The sequence below is a fragment of the Domibacillus sp. A3M-37 genome (assembly GCF_024213455.1).
In the GTDB taxonomy this organism is placed as follows: Bacteria; Bacillota; Bacilli; order Bacillales; family Domibacillaceae; genus Domibacillus; species Domibacillus tundrae.
This window is the reverse complement of sequence record NZ_JANAVL010000003.1, coordinates 228,240-252,170: the sequence shown is the minus strand read 5'-3', so window position 1 is coordinate 252,170 and position 23,931 is coordinate 228,240. Positions and strand designations below refer to the sequence as shown.

Annotated in this window: 22 protein-coding genes, 1 pseudogene and 2 riboswitches; of the genes and pseudogenes, 14 read left to right on the top strand and 9 right to left on the bottom strand. The window is 42.6% G+C overall.

All coding sequences use genetic code 11. The features are described 5' to 3' along the window. Positions 1 to 53 precede the first annotated feature (53 nt). Both NLX67_RS08105 and NLX67_RS08100 read right to left on the bottom strand, forming a co-directional pair. Positions 54 to 155: pseudogene (locus NLX67_RS08105) on the bottom strand (23S rRNA (pseudouridine(1915)-N(3))-methyltransferase RlmH); the annotation flags it as partial. A 381-nt stretch (positions 156 to 536) separates the two neighbouring features. Beyond that, positions 537 to 1,499: a hypothetical protein gene (locus NLX67_RS08100; protein WP_254311232.1), complete on the bottom strand. Its 963-nt coding sequence runs from the start codon at positions 1,497 to 1,499 to the stop codon at positions 537 to 539. A gap of 251 nt (positions 1,500 to 1,750) precedes the next feature. Here NLX67_RS08100 and NLX67_RS08095 point away from each other — a divergent pair, with 251 nt between their 5' ends. Further along, positions 1,751 to 2,263, top strand: coding sequence for a hypothetical protein (locus tag NLX67_RS08095; protein ID WP_254311229.1), 513 nt, complete (start codon positions 1,751 to 1,753; stop codon positions 2,261 to 2,263). Positions 2,264 to 2,373: 110 nt separating this feature from the next. Here NLX67_RS08095 and NLX67_RS08090 read toward each other — a convergent pair whose 3' ends face one another. The 4 genes from NLX67_RS08090 to NLX67_RS08075 all read right to left on the bottom strand — a co-directional run bounded on the left by NLX67_RS08090 (position 2,374) and on the right by NLX67_RS08075 (position 7,703). Further along, positions 2,374 to 6,021 (bottom strand): multicopper oxidase domain-containing protein, encoded by a 3,648-nt coding sequence (locus tag NLX67_RS08090; RefSeq protein WP_254311226.1) that lies wholly within the window; start codon positions 6,019 to 6,021, stop codon positions 2,374 to 2,376. 15 nt (positions 6,022 to 6,036) lie between these two features. Then, the gene (locus NLX67_RS08085; RefSeq protein ID WP_254311224.1) at positions 6,037 to 6,333 is read right to left on the bottom strand and encodes a hypothetical protein; all 297 of its coding nucleotides are present in this window, start codon (positions 6,331 to 6,333) and stop codon (positions 6,037 to 6,039) included. A 26-nt stretch (positions 6,334 to 6,359) separates the two neighbouring features. Then, positions 6,360 to 6,866, bottom strand: coding sequence for a hypothetical protein (locus NLX67_RS23010; RefSeq protein WP_309143117.1), 507 nt, complete (start codon positions 6,864 to 6,866; stop codon positions 6,360 to 6,362). A gap of 72 nt (positions 6,867 to 6,938) precedes the next feature. Next, positions 6,939 to 7,703 carry a hypothetical protein gene (locus NLX67_RS08075; protein WP_254311222.1) on the bottom strand — a complete coding sequence of 255 codons (765 nt, stop codon included), beginning with the start codon at positions 7,701 to 7,703 and terminating at the stop codon, positions 6,939 to 6,941. A gap of 356 nt (positions 7,704 to 8,059) precedes the next feature. On the opposite strand from NLX67_RS08075, the gene NLX67_RS08070 reads away from it, so the two are divergent. From NLX67_RS08070 to NLX67_RS08055, 4 genes are all read left to right on the top strand, one after another. After that, positions 8,060 to 8,605 (top strand): hypothetical protein, encoded by a 546-nt coding sequence (locus NLX67_RS08070; protein WP_254311221.1) that lies wholly within the window; start codon positions 8,060 to 8,062, stop codon positions 8,603 to 8,605. A gap of 147 nt (positions 8,606 to 8,752) precedes the next feature. Further along, entirely contained in the window at positions 8,753 to 9,172 is a 420-nt protein-coding gene (locus NLX67_RS08065) for a hypothetical protein (protein ID WP_254311218.1), read from the top strand. A gap of 41 nt (positions 9,173 to 9,213) precedes the next feature. Further along, positions 9,214 to 9,627 (top strand): hypothetical protein, encoded by a 414-nt coding sequence (locus tag NLX67_RS08060; RefSeq protein WP_254311340.1) that lies wholly within the window; start codon positions 9,214 to 9,216, stop codon positions 9,625 to 9,627. Between the two features lie 16 nt (positions 9,628 to 9,643). Further along, positions 9,644 to 10,222, top strand: coding sequence for an SCO family protein (locus NLX67_RS08055; protein WP_254311216.1), 579 nt, complete (start codon positions 9,644 to 9,646; stop codon positions 10,220 to 10,222). A gap of 910 nt (positions 10,223 to 11,132) precedes the next feature. Here NLX67_RS08055 and NLX67_RS08050 read toward each other — a convergent pair. Then, positions 11,133 to 12,317, bottom strand: coding sequence for a DHH family phosphoesterase (locus NLX67_RS08050; RefSeq protein WP_254311214.1), 1,185 nt, complete (start codon positions 12,315 to 12,317; stop codon positions 11,133 to 11,135). Positions 12,318 to 12,438: 121 nt separating this feature from the next. On the opposite strand from NLX67_RS08050, the gene uvsE reads away from it, so the two are divergent. After that, positions 12,439 to 13,407, top strand: a complete 969-nt coding sequence (gene uvsE, locus NLX67_RS08045) for a UV DNA damage repair endonuclease UvsE (RefSeq protein WP_254311212.1) — start codon at positions 12,439 to 12,441, stop codon at positions 13,405 to 13,407. Between the two features lie 52 nt (positions 13,408 to 13,459). On the opposite strand, the gene NLX67_RS08040 is transcribed toward uvsE, so the two are convergent. Together NLX67_RS08040 and NLX67_RS08035 are read right to left on the bottom strand one after the other, a co-directional pair. Continuing rightward, positions 13,460 to 13,906 (bottom strand): OsmC family protein, encoded by a 447-nt coding sequence (locus NLX67_RS08040; RefSeq protein WP_309143116.1) that lies wholly within the window; start codon positions 13,904 to 13,906, stop codon positions 13,460 to 13,462. A gap of 152 nt (positions 13,907 to 14,058) precedes the next feature. Beyond that, positions 14,059 to 14,982, bottom strand: a complete 924-nt coding sequence (locus NLX67_RS08035) for an NAD(P)/FAD-dependent oxidoreductase (protein ID WP_254311211.1) — start codon at positions 14,980 to 14,982, stop codon at positions 14,059 to 14,061. A gap of 140 nt (positions 14,983 to 15,122) precedes the next feature. Between NLX67_RS08035 and NLX67_RS08030 the strand changes: the two genes are divergently transcribed. The 8 genes from NLX67_RS08030 (at position 15,123) to NLX67_RS07995 (ending at position 23,655) form a co-directional block, all read left to right on the top strand. After that, entirely contained in the window at positions 15,123 to 15,278 is a 156-nt protein-coding gene (locus NLX67_RS08030; protein WP_254311336.1) for a DUF1540 domain-containing protein, read from the top strand. Between the two features lie 213 nt (positions 15,279 to 15,491). Next, positions 15,492 to 16,319, top strand: a complete 828-nt coding sequence (gene nadE, locus NLX67_RS08025) for an ammonia-dependent NAD(+) synthetase (protein WP_254311209.1) — start codon at positions 15,492 to 15,494, stop codon at positions 16,317 to 16,319. Between the two features lie 172 nt (positions 16,320 to 16,491). Further along, positions 16,492 to 18,045: a glutamine-hydrolyzing GMP synthase gene (guaA, locus tag NLX67_RS08020; RefSeq protein ID WP_254311207.1), complete on the top strand. Its 1,554-nt coding sequence runs from the start codon at positions 16,492 to 16,494 to the stop codon at positions 18,043 to 18,045. Between the two features lie 85 nt (positions 18,046 to 18,130). Next, a riboswitch (purine riboswitch) is annotated at positions 18,131 to 18,231 on the top strand. A gap of 93 nt (positions 18,232 to 18,324) precedes the next feature. After that, positions 18,325 to 19,659, top strand: coding sequence for an NCS2 family permease (locus tag NLX67_RS08015; RefSeq protein ID WP_254311205.1), 1,335 nt, complete (start codon positions 18,325 to 18,327; stop codon positions 19,657 to 19,659). A 90-nt stretch (positions 19,660 to 19,749) separates the two neighbouring features. Then, on the top strand, positions 19,750 to 20,592 hold the full coding sequence (gene glcT / locus NLX67_RS08010) for a glucose PTS transporter transcription antiterminator GlcT (protein WP_254311202.1): 843 nt from the start codon (positions 19,750 to 19,752) through the stop codon (positions 20,590 to 20,592). A 179-nt stretch (positions 20,593 to 20,771) separates the two neighbouring features. Further along, entirely contained in the window at positions 20,772 to 22,832 is a 2,061-nt protein-coding gene (gene ptsG, locus NLX67_RS08005) for a glucose-specific PTS transporter subunit IIBC (protein WP_254311200.1), read from the top strand. 89 nt (positions 22,833 to 22,921) lie between these two features. Beyond that, positions 22,922 to 23,464: a DUF2179 domain-containing protein gene (locus NLX67_RS08000; protein WP_254311198.1), complete on the top strand. Its 543-nt coding sequence runs from the start codon at positions 22,922 to 22,924 to the stop codon at positions 23,462 to 23,464. Beyond that, positions 23,461 to 23,655, top strand: coding sequence for an NETI motif-containing protein (locus NLX67_RS07995; RefSeq protein WP_254311196.1), 195 nt, complete (start codon positions 23,461 to 23,463; stop codon positions 23,653 to 23,655). Before NLX67_RS08000 ends, NLX67_RS07995 begins: the two co-directional genes overlap by 4 nt. 75 nt (positions 23,656 to 23,730) lie before the next feature. Then, positions 23,731 to 23,830, top strand: a riboswitch (purine riboswitch). Positions 23,831 to 23,931: the final 101 nt, after the last annotated feature.

The window sequence follows — 23,931 nt, the reverse complement described above, 5'->3', positions numbered from 1 at the left end:
CCTTTATATGAAGGAAATGTTTATCTGTTACTTATTTATTATAAAGACTATATCTATTTATCACATGGTTCATTCCTATTTATCTTAAATGTCCGATGTATTTGCTCCAGCAAAACCAGCTTCATGAACTGATGTGGAAAGGTTATTTTGGAAAAAGGAAAGGCAAGTCATTTCTTGAAACAACTTTATCTTTGAGGGTAAATGACAATGTGGTCTTTAAACAATTCGATTTATTTGTTATTAAATTTTCCCTCACTTCAGTATAGATTATTTCAAGACCTTGTTAGAAAATATAAAAAAACCATCTTAGATCATCAGACGGTTTTTACAATCAAAATTTTTACTTTCTGGATTTGAGTCAATAATTTGGATACAAAAAAGTTAAGTCTTAAGCTGCTCTTCTAATCTGGTCTTCATAGCCTGAGGTGTTTGATAGATGGTACTGCTGAGGCTGTTTAAACAGTCAGTGAAAACTGAATAGGGACAGCTCCGTTCTTTTGCAAACGGTGTATTTGGCTTGAAGCTGGCTGAAGATATTAAGCGATGATAGAATGGATCGAATGTAAAGGAATGATTTTTCTTTCTTTATTTGCCATGACAATTGTTAATGTTTCCTTGTTAATTTCATGAACGAGACCGTGGATTTCTTTTGTCGAAATCATAATCTTTACTTTTTTATCTAAAAGATGCAATAAAAAAATAGGCATGGTCATCTTGAAAAAAAGTTGCGTTAATTCAGGAGAAGATGCAACGGTTTCTCCGAATTTGAAGGTGATAGATCTTCGCAGGCAGGGATCAATATTCAATAACGCCGGTTCTTTTATGGCTTGGGGATACCGGTTAAAAGATTTTATGGAATGTACCTTTGAAAGGGGGATAATGATGTCTTTTTCTTTTTTCTTTAATAAAACGAAATCACGGCCAACAACGTAAACACGTCCCGAATGTTTTCTAAAAAGAACGCTGCTTTTAAGCATCCTCTTCTTGGAAGGAACTTTTTTGCTGATCTCTGCTTTAGGCCAAACATCTCTCACTCTTTTTACCTTCGTCATGGCCTTTTTCTTTCTAACAGAAATGTTTATGGCCTTTTTTCTATTAGCAAAAGCATTCTCTCTTTTTTTCCTTCTCTTTTTTACTGGCTTTTCTTCTGCTGTCTTTTCCAATGAAGTTTTTTCTTTGTTTAAGTGTGAATCCGCCTTGGCTTCATCATATATGATGACTTCTGCCCATTGGCCGATTAAGCCCTCAAATGATTTTGCCCGTCCTTCTTCTGGACGCTTATTAGATAAAGCAAGATTAAGAAGTAATTCGTTTGCAGCTTCAATCTTAGCCTCCAGTTCCATCTGTTGTTCTTTAGGGAGGCAGGAAGAGGGGGAAGGGTATTTTGGTGTTTGTAAATAATGTGGACAGCCGTTTTCCGGGCTGCAAAAATCATCGGGTGTACCAGCCTCAATATATTCAGGACAACAAAAATCTTTAGCCTTCTTTTTTTTATGCATTTCATCACTTCCATTCCAATCGTGTTATTTTTTTCTTTTACATTTATGATTAAGCAGCTCCTGCTGGATATTACTATTTTATGTGAACAATTTGTGGTTGTGACCTAAAGGAAGCGGTTCGATTTCCACTTATATTTTTAGTGTAAAAGGGCTGTAGCTTATCCACATTTATCGGCCAAACATAAAATGATAACAGGCTTGTAAAAGAAAATTGATGTAGTAAAGATTTTCAAAAGGAAGGGGGGAAGTCAATGAGTACACAGCATTGTCGTTGTGGGGAGTACAAAAAGCATTATTCACATCATAGTCATTGTGATGAGTGCAAAAAAAATCATCCGTATCACAGTCCGTATGGCTGCAAATCTAGTTTTAAAGCTGATGATTTCCGCACGCGCGACCAACGCTTCTTTTCTTTTCAGCATGATCACCATATGGATTTTCATAGTGGATGTCAAAGCTGTTTTAAAGGACGGTTTGAGGATCATTTTGAAAACCGGTCTCTGTGCGATGACCGATTCAGCGTTCGGTTAGGAGGGTTAAAAAGCAGTATGGCTTTTCGGATGCGCCAGCTAATGGATAGCAACGTCAAAATAACGTTAGAAGAAGGGGGCGATTTTCAGGGGGAAATCACCTTTGTTGGAACAGATTTTGTTGAGATTGCTTGTTTAGATAAGAAAAGCAAGAATAAAAGTGATTGGAAGAAGAAGTATTTCCTCATTCAATTTGATAAGATTAAATGGGTGGAAATGATAGGGATACATTAAATGTACTTCATAATAAACTTCATCAAAAAACGATGTTCAGTTTAATGAACATCGTTTTGCCCTTATTTAGTGGGAATTTTAAAACCAGAATCTCCTGATTTTGCCGAATGTCAACTGTCTAAAATGGGCAGATGGGGTTTTATTTTATCATGGACCCGGATAATTCCCCACATTCCCTGCTCGATATCCCAGCGGATATTGCCAGACCGATACAGATAGTCACCTGGATAGTTGAAAAATCCGCCTGCACCGCCGATTAAAAGCAAATCTTCCGTTACGCCCGGAACCATATGGCCGATATAGGAGTCAATCCGGGAATCAATGTCTCTGGGGTCGAACTTCCAGTTATGGCCGTGAAGGTGAAAGGTGTGCGCTCTTCTGCGTTCCGATGGATTGGTAAGGCGGACGATGACAGGATCACCCGGATACGCTTCAAAAACGGGTGTGGCTGGATCTCCAAACACTTTTGAACTAAATAAATCACTTAAAACAGGATGTTTCCGGTAACGGTTAATCAGTCTTTCCGATCGATAATTAAAACCGCGCGAGCCGTTATCATACGTATCTACTACTTCGTATGGATCTAGTTCTGGAATCACACCCGCAAGCGGATCGACAATTAACTGGTCCTGCTTATCTACGAGACGGACACCATCATGCATAATTAGAACAAATTCTCTAAAACCACCATATAACGGGTGTCTGAGAATGACATTTGTGCCGGTTTGGACAGGTTCAAGCGTATGTGGATCATGATAAGTCGTAAAGCGCGGTTCCGTAATAAAGGCCCCGAAAGCCCCAAATGAACGATGGCTCCGTAAATCCGCCATATCCCACATTGCGCACGTTCCTATATTTTCTTGTACATGCCAGCGATACGTGATGGTTTCTCCGGGTCCAACCGTTTGATCGGGATTAAATCCTACCGTGTCACCGCTCGAAGTAGTGACATCATAATCAAGCATGTTGACGTGCAGCGAGATTCTTAGGGACGGCGGGTAAAACACCTGTTCCTTTACCGGCGGATACGGGTGAATACCGTCTGGAAATGGAAACAATTCAAGTTTCAGCCGGCTGGTCAAAGTAACCTCAACCAGATCACCGGAATTTCCTCTCAACACGAGCGGATCTGGATTTTTTTTGCCGCAAAGGATATCATCCACGTCTTCTTCCAGGGCAAAAACGATACCGAATGGATCATGATCGCCAAAGGAATTATAAACAATTGGCGTTTGAAACGCGACAACCCGGTACCTTCTGATCAATGCATTATGTGTCACTTCAGGCGGCAGTGTAGATTGTGGATTGGCGAGCGCCGGCGGATTTCCGGTCGCTTTAGGCAATGGCTTTGTCCGCGGCGGGGGCAGCGGCCGGTCCGGCAGCGGAATTAAATTATTTACTTCTTGATCAAATGCACGGATCAGTCCCCACGTACCATTCCAGACATCTTCTTCCGTCTCAAAGGCCCACAAATAATCTCCTGCCCTCGGAATGTCCATTTCAAGTGTGAACGACTCTGAAATCCCAATATGCTGTTGGGAGCGAACTTGTGAATCATTGCTGGGACGCTCCGCTTTCCACCTTAATCCATGTACATTAAAACTGTGGGATTCTTCATGGGCACCCTGCAACAGCCGGATACGAATCGGATCTCCTTCATACGCCTGCAATATAGGGGTGAAGGGGTCTCCATTCACATAGGAGCTGAAGGAATAGGCCGGATCGCAGTCCTTCCCAAGCCGGAACTGCAGCGGTTCATTTTTGTAGTTGACCGCAAAAATGCCCGGATCATCCAAAGAACCTGGGAATTGTGGCGGCTGAATCGGACAGCGGTCTTTGTCAAACAGAAGAGCGAAATCCTGGACAAATAACGCAAAGTCGCGATAATCCGGAATAATCGGATGGACAACGGTAATTTCTGTTCCATGATCGACTTCCTCACCGGTTCTTGAATCGAAAAATTTAGAAAACCGGGGCTGAACCACACAAGTGCCAAAAATGCCATGCTGCTGGTGGGAAACCGGAAATAAGTGGTCATGAAAGAAAAAGGCTTTTAATTCGGTATCGGCATACCACTCATAACGCATGGTTTCACCGGGCAGGACCGAACTGTCATAATTCCATCCAACATTTGCCCCGTCAGAAACCAGAACATCAAACTTCACGAAATGGACGTGAAAGCCCACCTCATAGGTTCGTGTAACCAGCTGAAAGGCGTCTCCATCGAGCACATGGGGCAGCCGGTTTGTGAAATTTAGTCGAATGCACGAACCGAACGGCGCATGCAAAGCGAGTGGTTCTGGCTCTTTTTTTCCGGACAGCACATCTTCAAGATCTTCATCCATCACATAAATTCTTCCTTTTGGGTCATGCCAGCCCTGTTTGTTGTAAACGATCGGAAGCTCAATAACCGACACGTTCCATTCCAATACAACGGGATTTCCTAAGCAGGAATCGGTAAAAACCGCTCCTGGTCTTGCATTCGGCACAGCCGCATTTCTTTCGAGTTTCGTCATATCCCTGCCGCCGACAATGCCAAGAGGAGGTCTTGGTGCCTTGCAGCCGACTTTACCAGGGATAAAGTTAGGGAATCCCGGTTTTTCTTTGGTCGGCAGCGGCGGGCAGGGACGGCCTGGCAGCGGCTGGAGCGGAGCAATCGGCATGCCGTTTGGATAACATTGACTGCCATCCTGCAGGGTGTCAAAGATGCGATTCATTCCCCACATTCCGGCCTCAAAGTGAGGATAGAGATGGCAATGGATGACCACATCACCGATGGCGCCCTGGAGGCTGCCAAGACCGTATAACGGCTGGACATTGTAGTGCGACTGAGGGCTGATCGACTGGGCATCCACAATTTCTGAATAAACATTACCTGAATCTCTCAGCCATTGGTGGACATGATAGTGAAATACGTGAGTTTCTTTTGAGCCTCCATGAATAAGGCGAATAATCGCGGGGTCGTCCCGGTATCCGCGTAAAATTGGAGTAGCAGGATCGCCGAATACCCATGAGTCATGGTGTACTTCCTCGCCTTCGCTCTCAGGGGCCACTACGCCTTCTTCAATCAGTTTCATACGATTATGCAGCGGTTCGTACCGGTAATTCACACCGTGGAACGATTCGCCTTCCTGATTGGTGACAGGGTTGATCGGGCGGTTGCCGGTTAAATCATCCACTTCCATTTCATCGTTGAAAAACCAGGCATATTCCCGAAATGAAGGGAGGAAAGGGTTATGAATATCCGCAAAAACGCCGCAGTTTAACGGCCCGCCTGTCACGGGGTCAGTCCACCAGGAACCTCTTTTTTCAACGAGCAATGTACCGAAAAGGCCTTGAATGCTGGAGCCTTCTTCTGTACTGGAGACATTGCCAAGGTCAGTGAAAAAACAAATTCCTTCATGTGTCGCATGGACCCGGTAAAGAATAGTTTCCCCGTACTCCACCAAAGAGGTTGGGTTAAAGCCGACATTGGCGCCGTCTGAGGTTAACACATTATAATCAAGATCCTGAAAATGCATGCCTGTCGCAAAGGGAAGCTGATTTTCAAACAGAATCTCAACAGTGTCTCCTTCATTGGCTCTAATCGTCAGCGGCTGCACGAGTTCCACAGGAGTAAAAGGATTTTTGCGGACAAGCTCTTTTACTGTTGATTCATTTTCTTTCAGGACATACATTCTTCCGTCCGGGTTGTGGTCGCCAAAGTTGTTAACGACGATGCGAATCGGAATGGCCACCACATGATAACGCCTTGTCATCCATTTTCCTCCTTATTATGCCATATCGTTTAATTCTGGAATACACGGCTCACCAGGAAACTCGATATAAAACACTTCGATGTTATCAATGTGGATCAGCCAGGTTCGATTTTCTAATGGGGCAAAATGGGTTGTTTCCACCAGGAGCCTTACTTGATCTTCCATTAGCGAGACGATTTCACCGATAAACATAAATGGATAAGAAGGCGTCAGTATAAATGCCCTATGTCCGATCCCTGCCCGAAAATAATCCACAAGTGCCATATCATGATTAACGTTATGGGAGTTGGAATCATAAAATCTGTGGGGCATCTGTTACACTTCCTTTCTTCCTTGTCTTATGCGAGCGGGATTCTGGCGTTGCAATCAAAGCATGGTGTGAACTGGGCGATTTTTTCTAAGGGAATGGACAGCGGTGTTGGAAACTGAAAGAAAGGAGCATTCAAGATTTTAATGGTGACCGGATAAATCGTTAGATGGCTTGCTTCTACTTCGATGATTGGACCGCAAAAAATCGGCCTGAATGTCTGGCCTAACAAATTTAACTGTGCTGTCTGGGTAATAATCAATACGTTTTCTCCAATTAATTTTGTTAACTCTATTAGGAAGACATCCTCAACTTCACTGTCATTATTATCATCACCGTCTTCCTCATTATCACCTTTATCTTGATCATGATCTTTTTTGGCGTTACTATCATCCAGGTTATCCTGAACCTCATTACCATTAGGTTCCACGGTTTTTTCCGGATCCAAGCCATCCTCTATTTTTTCATTTTCTTCAGGAACTGAGGCATCTATTTGTGCTCGCTCATCCTTCGGTTCCCCGCTTAGTGATTGTTTCATCCTATCGCTCCTTTACCAGGAAAATATTGAATGAAATTCCTGTTATAGTTAAAAGAATTTAAAAACAAACTGTCATTTAAAAAACCGCCGAAGAATTTTCCTGCTAAGTATGGGAAGGAGACTAAGGAAACGTATGCTGTGAATGGATTTAATATTCTTAAGTTCAATTGTGTTTTTCTCTTTGAAGAGCGCCAAGTGAAGTTTTTGGTTCTCAACATTTTGGATTTTGCCGAACACAATCTCGTTATCCGTCCGGATTTTCATCCATAGTGATTTCCACGAATGTAAGTTAGTCGATAACGTTTCCTCGTAAAACTGCTGAATTAAGACATCTCGTTTGGCTACTGTTTCACCAAAGTTGGAAAGTAAATTTTGTTTTAAATGATTGTCATAAATAAAATTCTGATGAGTGGTTGAATAAACAGGGACTCCCACTGGAATGTTAGCGGAGTCAATGGCTTGAAAAGGAATCCAAATCCGTTCTTTCAAGTTCGTCAGCATAACAAAATCGCGGCCAACTGCACTCACTTTCCCAACTGTTTGAAAGGTTTCATCACCACTTTTAAAAAAGACCGTGACTTGTTGATTTCGTTTCATTTTAAAAAACTTTTTCAACATTAAGGACTTTCTTTTTTCAGGGGCAGCTTTTGTGATCTGCAATAAATTTGCCTGGTCCTTGTATTCATTAAATAGACGTATTTCTTCTGTGGGAGTGGCCCCAGAAGGAGATGTTATACCGTCGCTTGTTTCGTAGATCACATTTTTACTTCTTTGTTCACGCCTCCTTTTCTCTAGCAATACGGGAATATACTGATCAAGCCTCATGCGGGTTTTCATTGTATTTCCCCCCTCGCGTAAAACTACTCAAAATTATATGTAAATAAGGCTTAATTATTCTTATATAAAGAAGACTGAATCACAGAATTCTCTTAACTTATATCAGTGCAAAAAGCGATGATTGCTCACTTTAATTTAATAAACTTTTTCGGAATTGATTGGATGACTTATACCACCTTCTTCATGAATTTATACGATGTATAACCAAGTAAAGAGCAGCTTGGGGCCTAAAGACAAGGAGGCAAAAAGAACTCATGCGCAGTTGGGTGTGTTACTACTGTAAGTACACGAACGATCCTTATGTGAAAAATTGCAAAAGATGTAATGCACATCACTATTGTGAGGAGGAAAAACAAGTGGATTACGAAAATAAAAAGTATAAGAAAGTTTATACATCGGGTCCTATTGTAATTGTTAACAGAGAAGGAGCCAAGGCTGCACAGGATTTATGGGTATCTGTTACAAACTTCAGCAAGCAGCCCGTTACTGTCAAAATAGAAGTGTTTAACTGGGGTGATCCTGCTGTATCTGCCGGATTAACAACTGTGCCACTTGGAATGTCTGTTCCAATGAAGGCAATGTCTGTACCGGTTATGCCCGCAGAAAACGCTGAAATTCATGGATCTCAAACAAAGCACTTTTTTGCTGACTTATTAGCAACGGGCCCTTTAGCTATCCCTGTATTTTCATATGAAATCCGTGTAACCGTCATCAGTCATGATTCCGAAGACAAAGTCATTTTTAACGCTGCTTTCTACAGCACTGAACTAGAAGAGCAGGAAGAAGAAGATGTTTTAGATCTGGAAGAACCGGTTGAGGAAGAGGAAGAGGAAATGCCGCCTCGTATGGAGGCTTTACTGTTGCTCAGAGACTTTATGCTTCTAGAAGAATCAGACTACTGAATCAAAATATTATGTCAGGACCCCGGGGTTTCCCGGGGTCTTATTTTTGATCATGGAAGAATACTGTAAAAGCAGCTGTATATCCAGAGGAGCAAAAAAACAGTCTCACTTTATCAGCTTGTTCATATGTTAAGGTGGGGTGTTAATATGGAGATGTTTACACTGTCTTGCCTTATCTGCCTGGATATATTCTTATACGTTGGTTTTTTTATTTATTTATCTCGAAAAAGAAAGCTTATTGGGATCCAGCTGGGGATGAATATCAGCCAGGTGATGGGAGGGGTAGCGGCTCTGTTGTCCGGCATCGTTCTTATTTTAGCATTTCCATTTCATTTTACTTTGATTACCATCGTTTCTGCGATGATAGGCGTCTTTACAGGGGCACTCTTTGGCTTGCTCTTTGATTATCAAACATTTATGACGGGTTTAACAAATGGAATGATGGTTGGGCTGATGGCTCCTATGATTGGATCGGTGTTAGATATTCCTGGCCAAATTATTTGGTTAGTCCACGGGTTGTTTTTTACTTGCCTGATTTTGGTTATGATATCCATTCAAAGGTCGTGAAGTGAATGATACTGATCACTCTGTTATTTATTTGGAGTGTAATGGTTTTTTTGAGAACATACCATACTTTTAAGCAAAAACAGGTGATCTTTGATGATCATTTTACAATGACCATTTGTATGATGACAACAATGGCCTCATCATTTGTTTTTGGTCTTTACGTTACATTCCTTCTTCCTGACTTTCAGATGGTGTCTATTTTATTTGGTGTATGGATTGGCTGGAAAATCGGATCTGAATTGAGGAATCCGGCTAAGCTGAACGGTCTATACAATGGAACTATGGGCGGAATTATGGGAACGATGCTTGGTGCTGTCATACAAAATCCGGATTTGTGCAATATTCCCATTGAATCAGAGACAATGATTGCGGGCAATATGTATGGCATTGCTTTTTTTGCTGCCTGTCTATATACCTTGATACTGATTTTCATTCAGTATTCATTTCGAGTGTAGAGAGGAGAAGAGGCAGATGAAACGAGTTGGAATTGTTGCATTGATCGGTGTAGGATGTATCGTTATCTATATGTTTTGGTCCTCTTTTTTGGAATTGCCAAAGCTCGGAACAGTGGAAGAAGCTTCGCTGGAAGAAGTTAGCGGAAAGGAATTTTCCGTGAAAGGCAAGCCAATGCTCGTGACGTTTTTTTACACAAAATGTCCGGATGTTTGTCCGTTTACGATACAGGACTTGAAAAAGCTCCAGCACGTTTTAAAAGAAAAAGGCATAACAGAAAATCAGTATTCGATTCTATCCGTCACACTTGATCCGAAACATGACACGGCGAAAACCATTTTGCAGTATAAAGCAGCATTTGATATAACCTCTTCTAACTGGCTGTTTCTCCGGGGTTCTGAACAAGAAATAAAAAGTTATGCGAAGCAATTTAACATGTTTTATGAAAAAAGTGGGGAGGGAGGTATCACACATTCAACGTCTATGTATGTAGTGGATTCAAGTTACCATATAAGAGCCCGGCATGATATGGCCACTGGCACTGAAAGAGTAGATATCGAAAAAGTAGCGGATCACCTGATTCAACTAACAAAGTAATATATTATCAATACTTAGTTAGGATTGGGAAAAATGAAATTACATCACGAAGTCTTAAAGTGATTGTTAATGATTGTTCTGCAACAAAATTAGTGGAAATTCAAGGCGTTCTTTCTCATGCGATTGATAATAAAACAACGCTTATAAATTTCAGTTACTTGGACAGTCAAATTCACTCAAAAAACCTGACAGATAAAAGCAGACTTTAGCAATTTTCAGGCTGTAGACAAATTCCTTTCATTCCGGGAGACAGGTGTACGTGTTGCTTAAATGGAGCCGAAAAGGCGGCGTTCGCAGAGTTTCGCGCATCAAGGGGCAGGCGCAGAGATCCTCTCCACCGCTCTGCGGTTCCGGCGATCTCCGCTTCCGCTGTCTGCTAGTCCCACAGAAGTCTTCACGCCGCGCCCGCCGCCCATGCGTTTTTGACAAGTGAGTGCAAAAGAAGCAAGTCTCAGTCTTGCAGAAGCAGCTTCCATCCTTTTGCTCATCTGAAACGTAAAAAACAGACTAGCCGGCCCACTCATTGCTGGTCAAAAAACACGTGGTGAAGCCTGCCGGACGGAGACTCCTGCGGGACGTACAGTGAGCCGGGAGATCCCCCTGCAGGCGCCAGACGAGGAAAAGCTCCCGCACTGCCCGTGGAAAGCGCAGTCCGGCCGGCTTTACCTTTCGGCTCCAGGTAAAAAAGCAAGGCGGGTTATCTGGGAGGTTACGCCTTTTTTCGGCAATAGACGTTTTTGCTGAAAAGAGGCTGTTGACTTTGTCTACAAACTGAAACCTTGATATATAAAGGTTTTACTCTTTTTTATTTTTGTTAAATCAACTTTATAATTTTAAAAAACGATTTATTAAGTAGGCCAAAAGGTTAAAAGCCCTTTTTAATGAGGAAAAGCCTATTATGTCCTCTTATTTAGTCTTTTACCTTCCGCACATAGTCCATCAAATAGCAGACAAATACCTCATCACGGACCAGCCATGCGGCATATTGCCGTTTTAAGAAGGTTTCCCCTTCCTGAAAGCTCGTAAAGGTTTCCGGCAGGTTTATATAATTGTGTTCAATTTTCCATTCCTGTTCATGAAGCGGATAAAGAAGAAAGAGTTCTTCCTGCCGGTTTTCATACAAAGCACCAAACGAATTGTTTTTCATATTATACCGATTTCGTTTCGCATCTTCTTTTAACGGCTCAAGGTCAAACGTCTCTGTGACAAATTGACGGAAAGCATCAGCTGTTAATGAACAGCCGGCAGCTTTTGCATGTCCGCCGCCGCCAAAAAAGCCCGCTGTGCGAGAGACATCCACCGAATCGTGTATGGTCCGGAAGCTGATTCGTTTGCTGCCGACATTGACAATGGCAATGTAATCAAGGTGGGAACAGTCTTTACTTAATTCATTCCCGAGCTCAGAATGATACGATTCGGCAAACACGATACCAGCAAACTGATTTTCAATAGGTGCCTGCACAAGCTCCCGCCTTTTCCGACGAATGTACCGCTCTGTTTTGTTTTCTTCCATGCTCAGTATTTTTTCTTCAAACTCATCAAAGAAAAAGTGGCCGCTCGTTTTCAGCCGGGTTATCATTTTTTCTTCAAAATCATCGATGGAAACTAAAAAGAAAAGGGCATTCAATCTTTTCGCATTTTGATTATCATATTTCTCCCATTCCCACGTATCATACTGTCTGACGAGTTCAACGAATTCGGCAATAGCGGCAGAAGGAATTAAATGTTCATGCGTCAGCAAGTACTCGTAGAACAAAGAAGTGGCCGAGGCTAAACGCCCTTCTTTTTCCTCCACCACTACATGTCCCCATCCATAGTTATTCAAATGAAGAGCGGTTTTATGGTGGTCAAGCAGCTGGACTTTTCCGCCCGCTTGATAAAAGTCATTGAGCTTTTGTTCATTTTCTTCGTTAACAGATAAATCAGTAATGAACAGAAAAGTGCTTGGATCACCATTTTCCAAGAACCATTCGACTTCCTGATTTAACCCGGAAATGGAGTTGTAGCGGACACTGACGTCTGAGCCGAAAGCAAGCTTAGCTAAAATCCCGCAGGAAACCCCATCCAGATCATTATGGGACAACAATTTGTACATGTTTTTCACCTCAGAACGTAGTATGGGGCCAAAAGGCGAAAAATATTGAAAAGTGGATCGTCTTTCTTTAGGGTATGCCGCTTTTTATTCTGGGCAAAATAAAAAGAAAAGGGGTGAAGAGATGACATTAATCCGTCTTGGATATGCGGCGATGAGCATGAACGTGAAAAATGGTTCACCTTCTCAAACGATGACGCATGCCCAGTTTTTAAAAATTAAAGATAGAGAAGCGGCGATCCGCAAACTAGAGCGCATTGCTGCATCGAATTTGGCCAATTGTCTGCGTCTGCTTCGGCACAATGCTGCTCACGATATCACGTTCTTCCGGCTGAGTTCGAAAATCATCCCGATGGCCAACCATCCGGATCTTCCCGAATGGAATTACATAAGACCGCTTCAAGAAAGTCTTGGGATGATCCGCTCTTATTTAATGGAGCATTCTAAGATGCGGATTGACTTTCATCCGGACCACTTTGTTGTGTTAAACACCGGCAAAACAGATGTTTTGAAGACGGCTGTCCAGACGCTGAACATGCATAAATTACTATTAAAAGGAATGGGCATTGACCCGGAACACCGGTGTGTGATTCATGTGGGCGGAGGATACAAAGACAAGGAAAAAGCGCTGGAGCAGTTTGTGACGAATTGGGGCAGCATTCCTGTTTCGCTGCAAAGAATGATTATGCTTGAAAACGATGATAAAACCTTCACGATAAACGATACGCTGTATCTTTGTGAAAAGCTTGGCATCCCTGCCGTTTTCGATTATCAACATCATATGGTGAATCACGAGAAAAAGGAGTGGTGGGAAGAGGGGTGGCCACGTGTTGTGAAGACGTGGGAGAGTTCCAAGCTGCCTGTTAAGGTGCATATGTCCAGTCCGAAATCCGAAAAAGAATTCAGAGCACATGCCGACTTTATTGACGTAAACGAATTTCTATCCTTTCTTCATCATGTTAAAGGCAGTGTTCCGCAAATCGATGTAATGATTGAAGCAAAACGAAAAGACGACGCGCTTTTTGCTTTAGCAAGGGCTCTGAAAAAAGCAGGGATTGAGCAGGTGGACGAAGCAAGTTTTTCGGCAGGATGAAGATGAACGAAAGCAGCTTAAATGGTCTATTTAAGCTGCTTCGGCTAAAACTTTAAGCTTTCACCCATTCGGTTTCTAATTCAATTCCAGAGGCTTTCATCATTGTTAAAACAGGGCATCGGGCATCGGTTTTTTCCTTTAATTCAGCGAGCCGCTCCGGCGATTCACTTGTAGAAACGATTGCTTTAAACCATACTTTTTCAAAAAAGACTTGTACCCCTGCTTCTCCCCGCATCCCGAGTGGATCAAGCTGGCCTTTTACATCAATGTTCATGGACTGCAGGTCAAAGTTCATTTCCTGCGCCACCATATTGGCGACAATATTTTCGCATCCTGCCAAAGAAGCCAACAGGGAAGAAAGCGGATCAGGTCCTTCGTTGTTACCGCCGACAACCGGCGGTTCATCAATAATGATTTCGTGCTGTTTTGCTTTTACAGTGGTTTTCATTTTGTCCGTTATGCCGGTAACGTGAAACGTCATTTTATCCTTCAGGTCCATTCATATATCCTCCTGTTTTATAATGACTGCTTTTGTAGCTTGCCGCAGTTTGAAAAAATTAAACGTTATACAGACAGCAAGCAAGGCCGCTTCGTTTAACTTTGTCAAGCCATTCTGTAACAAAGAAATCGCGTGGAGGAAATGATGATTAATTATTTCAGGCCGTCTTCCCAATTCTCTGCAGCAAAGTCACCATTTATTTTTACGGCTGCTTCATATCCCTGACTCGCTGCTCCGATTAAACTCGTAAATGTATTTTTGGCATCGCCAATAATAAACAAACCTTTAAGATTTGTTTGTCCGTGTTCACTCGTTATGTATTCATTTTTATCATTAATTGGAACGCCGAGACGGGCAGGAATCATAGAGCTTTGCCTTTCACCGGTTGATGAGATAAATCCGCCGGTTCGATTGAAAAATTCTCCATTTTGTAAAATGACTTTTTCCAGGTTCCCATTGTTTGACTGCAGTTCAGAAATGGGGGCTTCAATCAGATTAATCTGGTGATGTGCTAGCTGCCGTTTTTCTTCTTCCTCGATGAGGGCAGGACCGTTTGTAAAAACGACTAAATCCTTGCTCCAGTTAAAAATAAGCTTCACAAATGGAAGAAGGGCCGCCCCATTGCTAAATAGGGCGAGTGGCTCATTTTTTCGTTCCCAGCCGTCACAGTATGGGCAATGAAAAACCGTTTTCCCGTACACAGATTGTAATCCGGGAATCACCGGTAAATGATCTTTCATACCAGTGGCAAAAATTATTTTTTTGCTGATCACGGTTTGCCCGTTTCTCGTTTTTATAATAAAAAGATCGTTGTTTCGTTCTACATCGTCAATTACATCTTTTATGATCGTCACATTTTTATACGCTTTGAGTTGTTCTCTGGCAATTTCTCTAATAACAGTTGGACTTATTCCATCTCTTGTCAAAAAGCCATGCGATTTTAACGTTACATCATTTCTTGGCTTGGCTTCATCAATCAATATCACCTTTTTTAAAGACCTTCCTAAAACAAGCGCTGCATTCAATCCGCCTGGTCCACCGCCTGCAATGACAACATCCAATAAATCATTATCCATTATCTTTTGCCCCCCCCCCCCAATTAATGGTGTTATCGTTTCGCACCTTCCCGGAACAGCTAAATGTCAAACATTTAATAAAATAAAAAGTATCAATAGCCTTCATTTTGTTCATGATAATATGAAGGAGGTGAAGGATGATGGCGAAAGATGTTCTTTGTGAAGTGAACAACTGTAAGTATTGGGGGTCAGGTAATAAATGCAGTGCAGATTCCATCTATGTAGTCAGTCATAAAGGTAAACACGCCTCTAATAATGAAGAAACAGATTGTAAAACGTTTGTACCGGAAGTGTGATTTTTTGAAGGGCGGCCATTTTTTGGCTGTCCTTTATTTTTTGTTAGTATTGATAATAATTTCATTTTCATACGCGTTTGCGGAATTATCTTTTAAAAATGAAGGATAAGGAATAGAATGGCTGATGAAAAACCCGTGCTTTTGTTGGTTCATTCACATACAGAAGTGGTATGATACAAGAAAGAGCTAAAATGAAAGGGGACTTCTTGTATTATGCGTGAATTGCAAAAAGTGATTATTGAAGAGCTTCAAGTAAAACCACAAATTGATCCGCAAAAAGAGACTCGCCGGAGTATTGATTTTCTAAAAGACTATCTCCGTCACCATTCATTTTTAAAAGGGTTTGTTCTTGGCATTTCCGGCGGACAGGATTCGTCGCTTGCCGGTCGACTTGCTCAATTGGCGGTAGAAGAGCTTCGGGAAGAAACAGGGAAAGAATATACATTTTATGCGGTACGCCTTCCATATGGTATGCAAAAAGATGAGCACGATGCTCAGGATGCGCTTGATTTTATTCAGCCGGATGAAAGGCTTACAGTGAATATTAAAGAAGCAGTGGACGCCAGTGAAAAAGCGCTAGAAGATATCGGCATTGATATTTCTGATTTCGTCAAAGGGAACGATAAAGCGCGTGAACGGATGAAAGTGCAGTTTGCGATTGCAGCAGCAAAAAGTGCGGTCGTTATCGGCACGGATCATTCAGCTGAAGCAGTTACCGGCTTTTATACAAAATTCGGCGACGGGGCAGCGGATATCGTACCTTTATTCCGATTAAACAAACGGCAGGGACGGTCTATGCTGAAATTGCTCGGCGCGCCGGAGCATTTGTATTTGAAAGTACCGACAGCCGATCTTGAGGATGATAAGCCGCTTATTCCGGATGAGGCTGCACTCGGCGTTACATATGAACAAATTGACGACTACCTTGAAGGCAAAGAAATTCCGGCAGAAGCTGCAGAAAAAATTGAAGGTCATTATGTAAAGTCAAGACATAAAAGGCACCTTCCTATTACTGTTTTTGATGATTTTTGGAAAAAATAACGCTTTCCGGCTTCTGCCGGGAAGCGTTTTTAAATCTGAATTTTCAATAAACAGGGCAACGCCTTGACCGTCTCCTGCGAACCATATAAAATGAGGTCAAAATGTGTGAACACGAACAAAAAATTGATGAGTGTTTCCGATAATACGGAATTGAAGGGAAGAGAGTGGAACCATGACAGGAAAATCAGAATTGCAGCACCAGGAAATGATTCTTGTACTTGACTTTGGAAGCCAGTACAATCAGTTGATTACGCGCCGTATCCGTGAATTTGGCGTATACAGCGAGCTTCATCCGCACACAATTACAGTAGATGAAATTAAAAAAATCAATCCAAAAGGGATTATTTTCTCCGGCGGTCCGAACAGTGTATATGCAGACAATGCATTTAGCTGTGACGAGCGTATTTTTGATTTGAACGTTCCGATTTTTGGGATTTGCTATGGCATGCAGCTTATGACAAAGCATTTTGGCGGAACAGTATCAAAAGCGTCTCACCGTGAGTATGGAAAAGCGGCAATCAACGTTCAAAATGAATCAGCTCTTTTTTCAGACCTTCCAAACGAACAGGTTGTCTGGATGAGCCACAGCGATCTTGTGACAGAAGCGCCGGCTGGTTTTACAGTTGATGCGATCAGCCCATCATGCCCAATTGCTTCGATGAGTAACAAAGAGGAAAACCTATACGCAGTTCAATTCCACCCTGAGGTAAAACATTCTGTTTATGGAAACGACATTCTGAAGAACTTTGTTTTCGGCGTATGTGATTGCACGGGTGACTGGTCAATGGAAAATTACATCGAGGTTGAAGTGGAAAAAATCCGCCAAACAGTTGGGGATAAAAAAGTGCTTTGCGCAATGTCAGGCGGCGTTGATTCATCGGTTGTAGCTGTATTGATCCACAAAGCAATCGGCGACCAATTAACGTGTATTTTCGTTGACCACGGTCTTCTGCGCAAAGGTGAAGCAGAGCAGGTAATGGATACATTTGCGAATGGCTTTAACATTAATATCATTAAAGTAGACGCAAAAGAACGTTTCATGAAAAAATTGGCAGGTGTGTCTGATCCCGAGCAAAAACGGAAAATCATCGGCAACGAGTTTATCTATTTATTTGATGATGAAGCATCGAAACTAAAAGGCATTGAGTTTTTGGCGCAAGGAACACTTTATACTGACATTATTGAAAGCGGTACGGCAACGGCGCAAACGATCAAATCGCATCACAACGTAGGCGGACTGCCGGAAGACATGCAGTTTAAGCTAATTGAGCCGCTTAATACATTATTTAAGGATGAAGTGCGTGCGCTCGGTTCGGAGCTCGGCATTCCAGATCATATTGTTTGGCGCCAGCCGTTCCCGGGACCAGGTCTTGGCATTCGTGTGCTGGGAGCAATTTCAGAGGAAAAATTGGAAATTGTTCGTGAATCCGATGCCATTTTGCGTGAAGAAGTGGCGAATCACGGTCTTGAGCGTGAAATTTGGCAGTACTTCACTGTGCTTCCAGATATTCGCAGTGTAGGTGTTATGGGCGATGCGCGGACGTATGATTACACGATCGGCATTCGTGCCGTTACATCGATTGACGGGATGACATCAGATTGGGCTCGTATTCCATGGGATGTGCTCGAAGTGATTTCAACGCGTATTGTCAATGAAGTGGCACACGTAAACCGAGTCGTGTATGACATTACAAGCAAGCCGCCAGCAACGATCGAATGGGAATAAAGGCGAACGAATAACGAAGAAAAAATAAATTTGTTCGTGTTTTGTATTGACGGATTAATATTATATGAGTAAAATGAAAGAGAACTTTATTACTTTTACATGCATCGTATATCGTCGAGAATAAGGCTTGACAGTATCTACCGGACTGCCGTAAATGGTCCGACTACGAATGAATGGAAAGAGTTGGTCTCTTTCTACATTCTTTTGTTAGTCGTACCCGGAGCAGCCGCTGCTCCGGGTATTTTTCGTTCGAATATAAGATCGAAGGGAGAAAAAAGAATGAAAAAGTTTTTCCGTATGGATGAACTCGAAACGACGTACCGCCGGGAATTTATTGGCGGCTTGACGACGTTTTTATCAATGGCATACATCTTAGTCGTCAATCCGCTGACGCTGTCTTTGCAGTCTGTGCCGGATCTGCCGGATGCTATGCGAATGGATTATGGGGCAGTCTTTACAGCAACAGCATTGGCTGCTGCGATTGGGTCCATTATTATGGGGCTGCTAGCTAAATACCCTATTGGTCTTGCGCCGGGAATGGGCTTAAATGCCTTTTTCGCATACACGGTTATTTTAACGTACGGCATTCCATGGCAAACTGCTTTAACGGGTGTTTTATTTTCAGGTATTATTTTTATTATCCTGACCTTAACTGGATTGCGGGAAACGATTATTAACTCGATTCCAACTGAACTGAAATACGCAGTTGGTGCAGGGATTGGCTTGTTTATTACGTTTGTTGGCTTTCAAAATGCCGGCATTATTGTCAATAATGACGCAGTGCTTGTCGGCCTTGGTGACTTAAGCGCCGGTCCAACGCTGTTAACAATTTTTGGATTAATTATCACTGTTGTTATGATGGCAAGAGGAATCAGCGGAGGCATTTTTTACGGCATGCTGATTACAGCAGTAGCGGGCATGATTTTTGGTCTTGTCGATTTTCCAGAAAAAATCGTTTCCGGTGTTCCCAGCATAGCTCCAACATTTGGTGTAGCACTCGAAAATATTTTCCAAACACCAGGCGAAGTATTTACACTGCAAATGCTTGTCATTGTGTTAACGTTTTTGTTCGTTGACTTTTTCGATACAGCTGGTACGCTAGTGGGTGTTGCGAGCCAGGCGGGCTTAATGAAAGATAATAAGCTGCCGCGTGCAGGAAAAGCGTTATTCGCGGATTCTTGTGCGACAGTAGCCGGTGCGCTTCTTGGTACATCAACAACAACATCATACATTGAATCATCCGCTGGTGTTGCAGCAGGAGCACGTACAGGACTTGCGGCTGTTGTCACAGGTGTTTTGTTCCTATTGTCGTTATTTTTCTTCCCGCTTTTGTCTGTCATCACATCTCATGTGACGGCGCCGGCGATTATTATCGTTGGGGTGCTGATGGTCTCAGCACTTGGCAAAATTGACTGGACGAAGTTTGAAATTGCGGTTCCTGCATTTTTAACGATTATTGCAATGCCGCTTTCATACAGTATTGCGACAGGGATTGCAATGGGCTTTATCTTCTATCCGATCACTATGATCGTGAAAGGCCGGGCAAAAGAAATCCATCCTATAATGTATTTCTTGTTCGTCGTGTTCATTCTCTATTTTATTTTCTTACACTAAACCAGGGCACCTCTCTCACAAACAGAGAGGTGTTTTTTTTATCTGGCCTCGTGCTATACTGTAAAAAAAGAAGAGCAATGGGGATATGCCATGGAGAAATTTTGTGTGAAAAAAGTATTGAATAATAATGTGCTCATCGCAGCCTCAAGTGATGAAACGGAAGTCGTTCTTATCGGGAGAGGAATTGGCTTTGGGCGTCAGCAGGGGGACAGCATTGTTCGCAGTTCTGTTGAAAAATTGTTTGTTTTAACCGATCGGAGCGAACAGGAGCAATATAAAAAATTGCTGCCCCACTTGGATGACGAAACATTGAAAGTGATCATTGCGGCTGTTGAATTAATTCGTGAGCGGGTCGGGGAAACGCTGAACGAGCATATCCACGTAGGCTTAACAGATCACTTGCTGTTTGCGGTGAATCGAATGATGCGTGGAATGGGCATTCGTAATCCATTTTTACTTGAAACGAAAGCGCTCTATCCGTTTGAATATGAAGTAGCGTCAGACGTGACAAAGCTGATTAACAGCAAGCTGACGATCAGCCTGCCTGAAGGGGAGACAGGATTTATTGCGCTGCACATCCATAGTGCAATCGCCAATAAAGATGTCCGGGACTTAAGCCGTCATTCAGAATTAATTGCGACGCTTATTCGAATGATTGAGACTCAGCTTGATGTAGAACTGGATAAGGAGAGTATTGATTACATGCGGCTGGTACGCCACATCAGATATACGATTGAACGGGTTGTCCGCGGAGAGAAAGTGGATGAGCCAGAAAAAATTGCAAACCTATTGAAAACGGAATATCCGGTGTGCTATAATTTGTCATGGAAGCTGATCAAAGTGATGCAGCAGACATTAAGAAATCCTGTGTATGATGCGGAAGCGGTTTATTTAACGATGCACCTGCAGCGGATTCAGACAAAAATGAAATAATTAATTTGTTCTTTACGTGTTACTGATACGATCAGGCATGAGTAAAGGAGATACAGAGAAAATGGGGGTTTCAGGACTTCTGTTTTCTAATGTCTTCTTTTCTCATGCCTTTTTTCGTTTCTGTCTGTCTGATTCATCTTTGAGATGCGCATACTAATAAAATAGAGGAGGAAATACACATGTTTAAAAAGCTTTTCGGCTCGCTTCAAAAAATCGGTAAAGCACTTATGCTGCCGGTTGCGATTTTGCCTGCTGCCGGTCTTTTGCTTGCAATTGGTAACGCACTGCAAAATCCGACACTGACGGATTTAGCACCTTTTTTAACAGCGGACTGGCTCGTTATGGTTGCTTCTGTTATGGAAGAATCCGGATCGATTATTTTTGGCAACCTGCCCATTCTTTTTGCTATTGGGGTAGCAATTGGTCTCGCCGGAGGAGACGGCGTTGCCGGACTCGCGGCACTTGTTGGTTATTTAATTATGAATGCCACAATGGGTACGGCCCTTGGGCTTGAAGCTATTTCAGTTCTTGAAGGCGGAGATCCTGCTTACGCACTTATTCTCGGGATTCCAACGCTTCAAACCGGTGTATTCGGCGGGATTATTATGGGGGCTATTGCTGCCTACATGTACAATAAGTTCTTTAACATTGAATTGCCGTCCTATCTAGGTTTCTTCGCGGGTAAACGGTTTGTTCCAATTGCAACAGCCGCATCGGCGGTTATTCTTGGACTGGTATTGATTTTTGTTTGGCCGCCAATTCAAAACGGCTTAGATGCATTCTCACATTTCCTATTAGGCGGCAATCTTGCAGTTTCGGCATTTATTTTTGGAGTTATTGAACGAAGCTTAATTCCATTTGGTTTGCATCATATTTTCTATTCACCGTTCTGGTTTGAGTTTGGCCAGTACACAAATGCGGCGGGTGAACTTGTCCGCGGTGACCAGGCGATTTTCATGGAGCAAATTAAAGATGGTGTACAAAACTTAACAGCGGGTACGTTTATGACGGGTAAATATCCGTTTATGATGTTCGGTCTTCCGGCAGCGGCGCTTGCAATTTACCATGAAGCGCGTCCGGAGCGCAAAAAAGTTGTTGCGGGAATCATGGGTTCTGCAGCACTAACTTCTTTCTTAACAGGGATTACAGAGCCGCTTGAGTTCTCATTCTTGTTTGTAGCCCCTGTATTATTTGCGGTTCACGCAGTCTTTGCGGGACTTTCGTTTATGACGATGAGTCTTCTTGATGTAAAAATTGGGATGACGTTTTCGGGCGGTTTGATCGACTACACGTTATTTGGTCTTTTAAATCCGCAGACGAATGCATGGATCGTTATTCCGGTTGGTCTTGTGTTTGCGGTTATTTACTACTTCGGTTTCCGTTTTGCGATCCGCAAGTTCAACCTTGCAACGCCAGGACGTGAGCTGGAAGATGATAATGAAGATGCGCCGGCTGTTGTAGCAGGCGAACTTCCATATGAAATTTTAGAAGCGATGGGCGGCAAAGAAAACATTGATAACCTGGATGCGTGTATTACACGTCTTCGTGTATCGGTTAATGACATCGGCAATGTTGATAAAAAACGCTTGAAACAGCTTGGAGCAGCAGGGGTTCTTGAAGTCGGTAATAACATTCAAGCCATCTTTGGTCCGCGCTCAGACAGTCTTCGCCACCAAATGGCGGACATTATGAAAGGCAATTCGCCTCGTCCAGTTGCTGTTAAATCGGACAAGGAAGTACAAAAAGAAGTTGAAAATGCGGCACCAGCTGCAATTCGCAACGATGTGGAAAGCAAGTTTGTCGCACCAATTTCAGGAGAACTTTTGCCAATTACGGAAGTGCCTGATCCTGTTTTCTCTGGCAAAATGATGGGTGACGGTTTTGCGATCAAGCCGAGTGACGGCACAGTAGTATCACCTGTAGATGGTAAAATCATTAACGTCTTCCCAACGAAACATGCGATTGGCATTACAGCAGACAATGGCCATGAAATATTGATTCACTTCGGTATCGATACGGTTAAATTGAAGGGTGAAGGCTTTGAAGCGCTTGTATCAGAAGGCGACAGCATCACAGCAGGCCAGCCGCTTCTGAAAGTGGATTTAGACTATATCGCAAAAAATGCAACATCAACAATTACACCGATTATTTTCACAAACCTTGCAGAAGGCCAGTCTGTGACGGTTGAAAAGCCAGGAACTGTGAAAAATGGGGATAAAAACGTAATTACTATTAAATAAGAAACAACACGCCTCAGCTGATCCTTAAGCTGAGGCTTTTTTAATTCGTGTTGATATGGTAAACTGCCGTCAAAGAGGGGTGAAGAAATATGATGGACAACGCCTTGTTTATGGTCGTTATTATTTTGCTGATCAATATTGTGTACGTATCGTTTTTTACGATCCGCATGATTTTGACGCTAAAAGGTTATCGGTACACGGCAGCATTCGTCAGCACCATTGAAGTAGTCATTTATGTGGTCGGGCTTGGTCTTGTACTTGATAACTTGAATGAAATCCAAAATTTAATTGCCTATGCGGCTGGATATGGCATCGGTGTCGTGGTCGGCATGAAAATCGAAGAAAAGCTGGCACTCGGTTATATTACTGTGAATGTTATTACGAAAGAATACGATAAAGACTTGCCAAAAGCGCTTCGTGATGAAGGGTACGGTGTGACGAACTGGACAGCAAACGGCCTTGAAGGAGAACGAATGGCCATGCAAATTTTAACCCCGCGCAAATATGAGTTAAAGCTGTATGGAAGAATTAAAGATCTGGATCCGAAAGCGTTTATTATCGTCTATGAACCGAAGTCGATTCATGGCGGCTTCTGGGTAAAACAAGTGAGAAAAGGAAAATTAATGCGATGAGCAAAAAGAAGAATTTTCGTGTGGAAGAAAATGAAACGATTGATGACTGCCTGGAGAGGATGAAGCGGAAAGGCTACATGCCCGTCCGGCGCATCGAAAAGCCGCTGTTTGAAGAGCGAAAAGAAAATGGAGAGACAATTCATGTCCCGATTGGCCGCGAAATCGTCTTTGAAGGAAGAATAATGGCTTAAATACGAACATTAAAATATAAGTGATAAATATCGTTCGATTTTTTGTTGACAACCCCTTCTGTGGATTGTTAATATGTAGATGACAATAAAGCACCTCATATAATAGCGGGAATATGGCTCGCAAGTTTCTACCGGCTGCCGTAAACGGCCGACTATGGGGAAAGCATTCGGAATCTCGATCGACTGCGGACGAATCGCTTTCTCCTATTTACCGGAGGAAGCGGTCTGTCCGTTTTTTTATGTCTAGCTCCAGACGCCATCAGCTCGAGGGCTCAC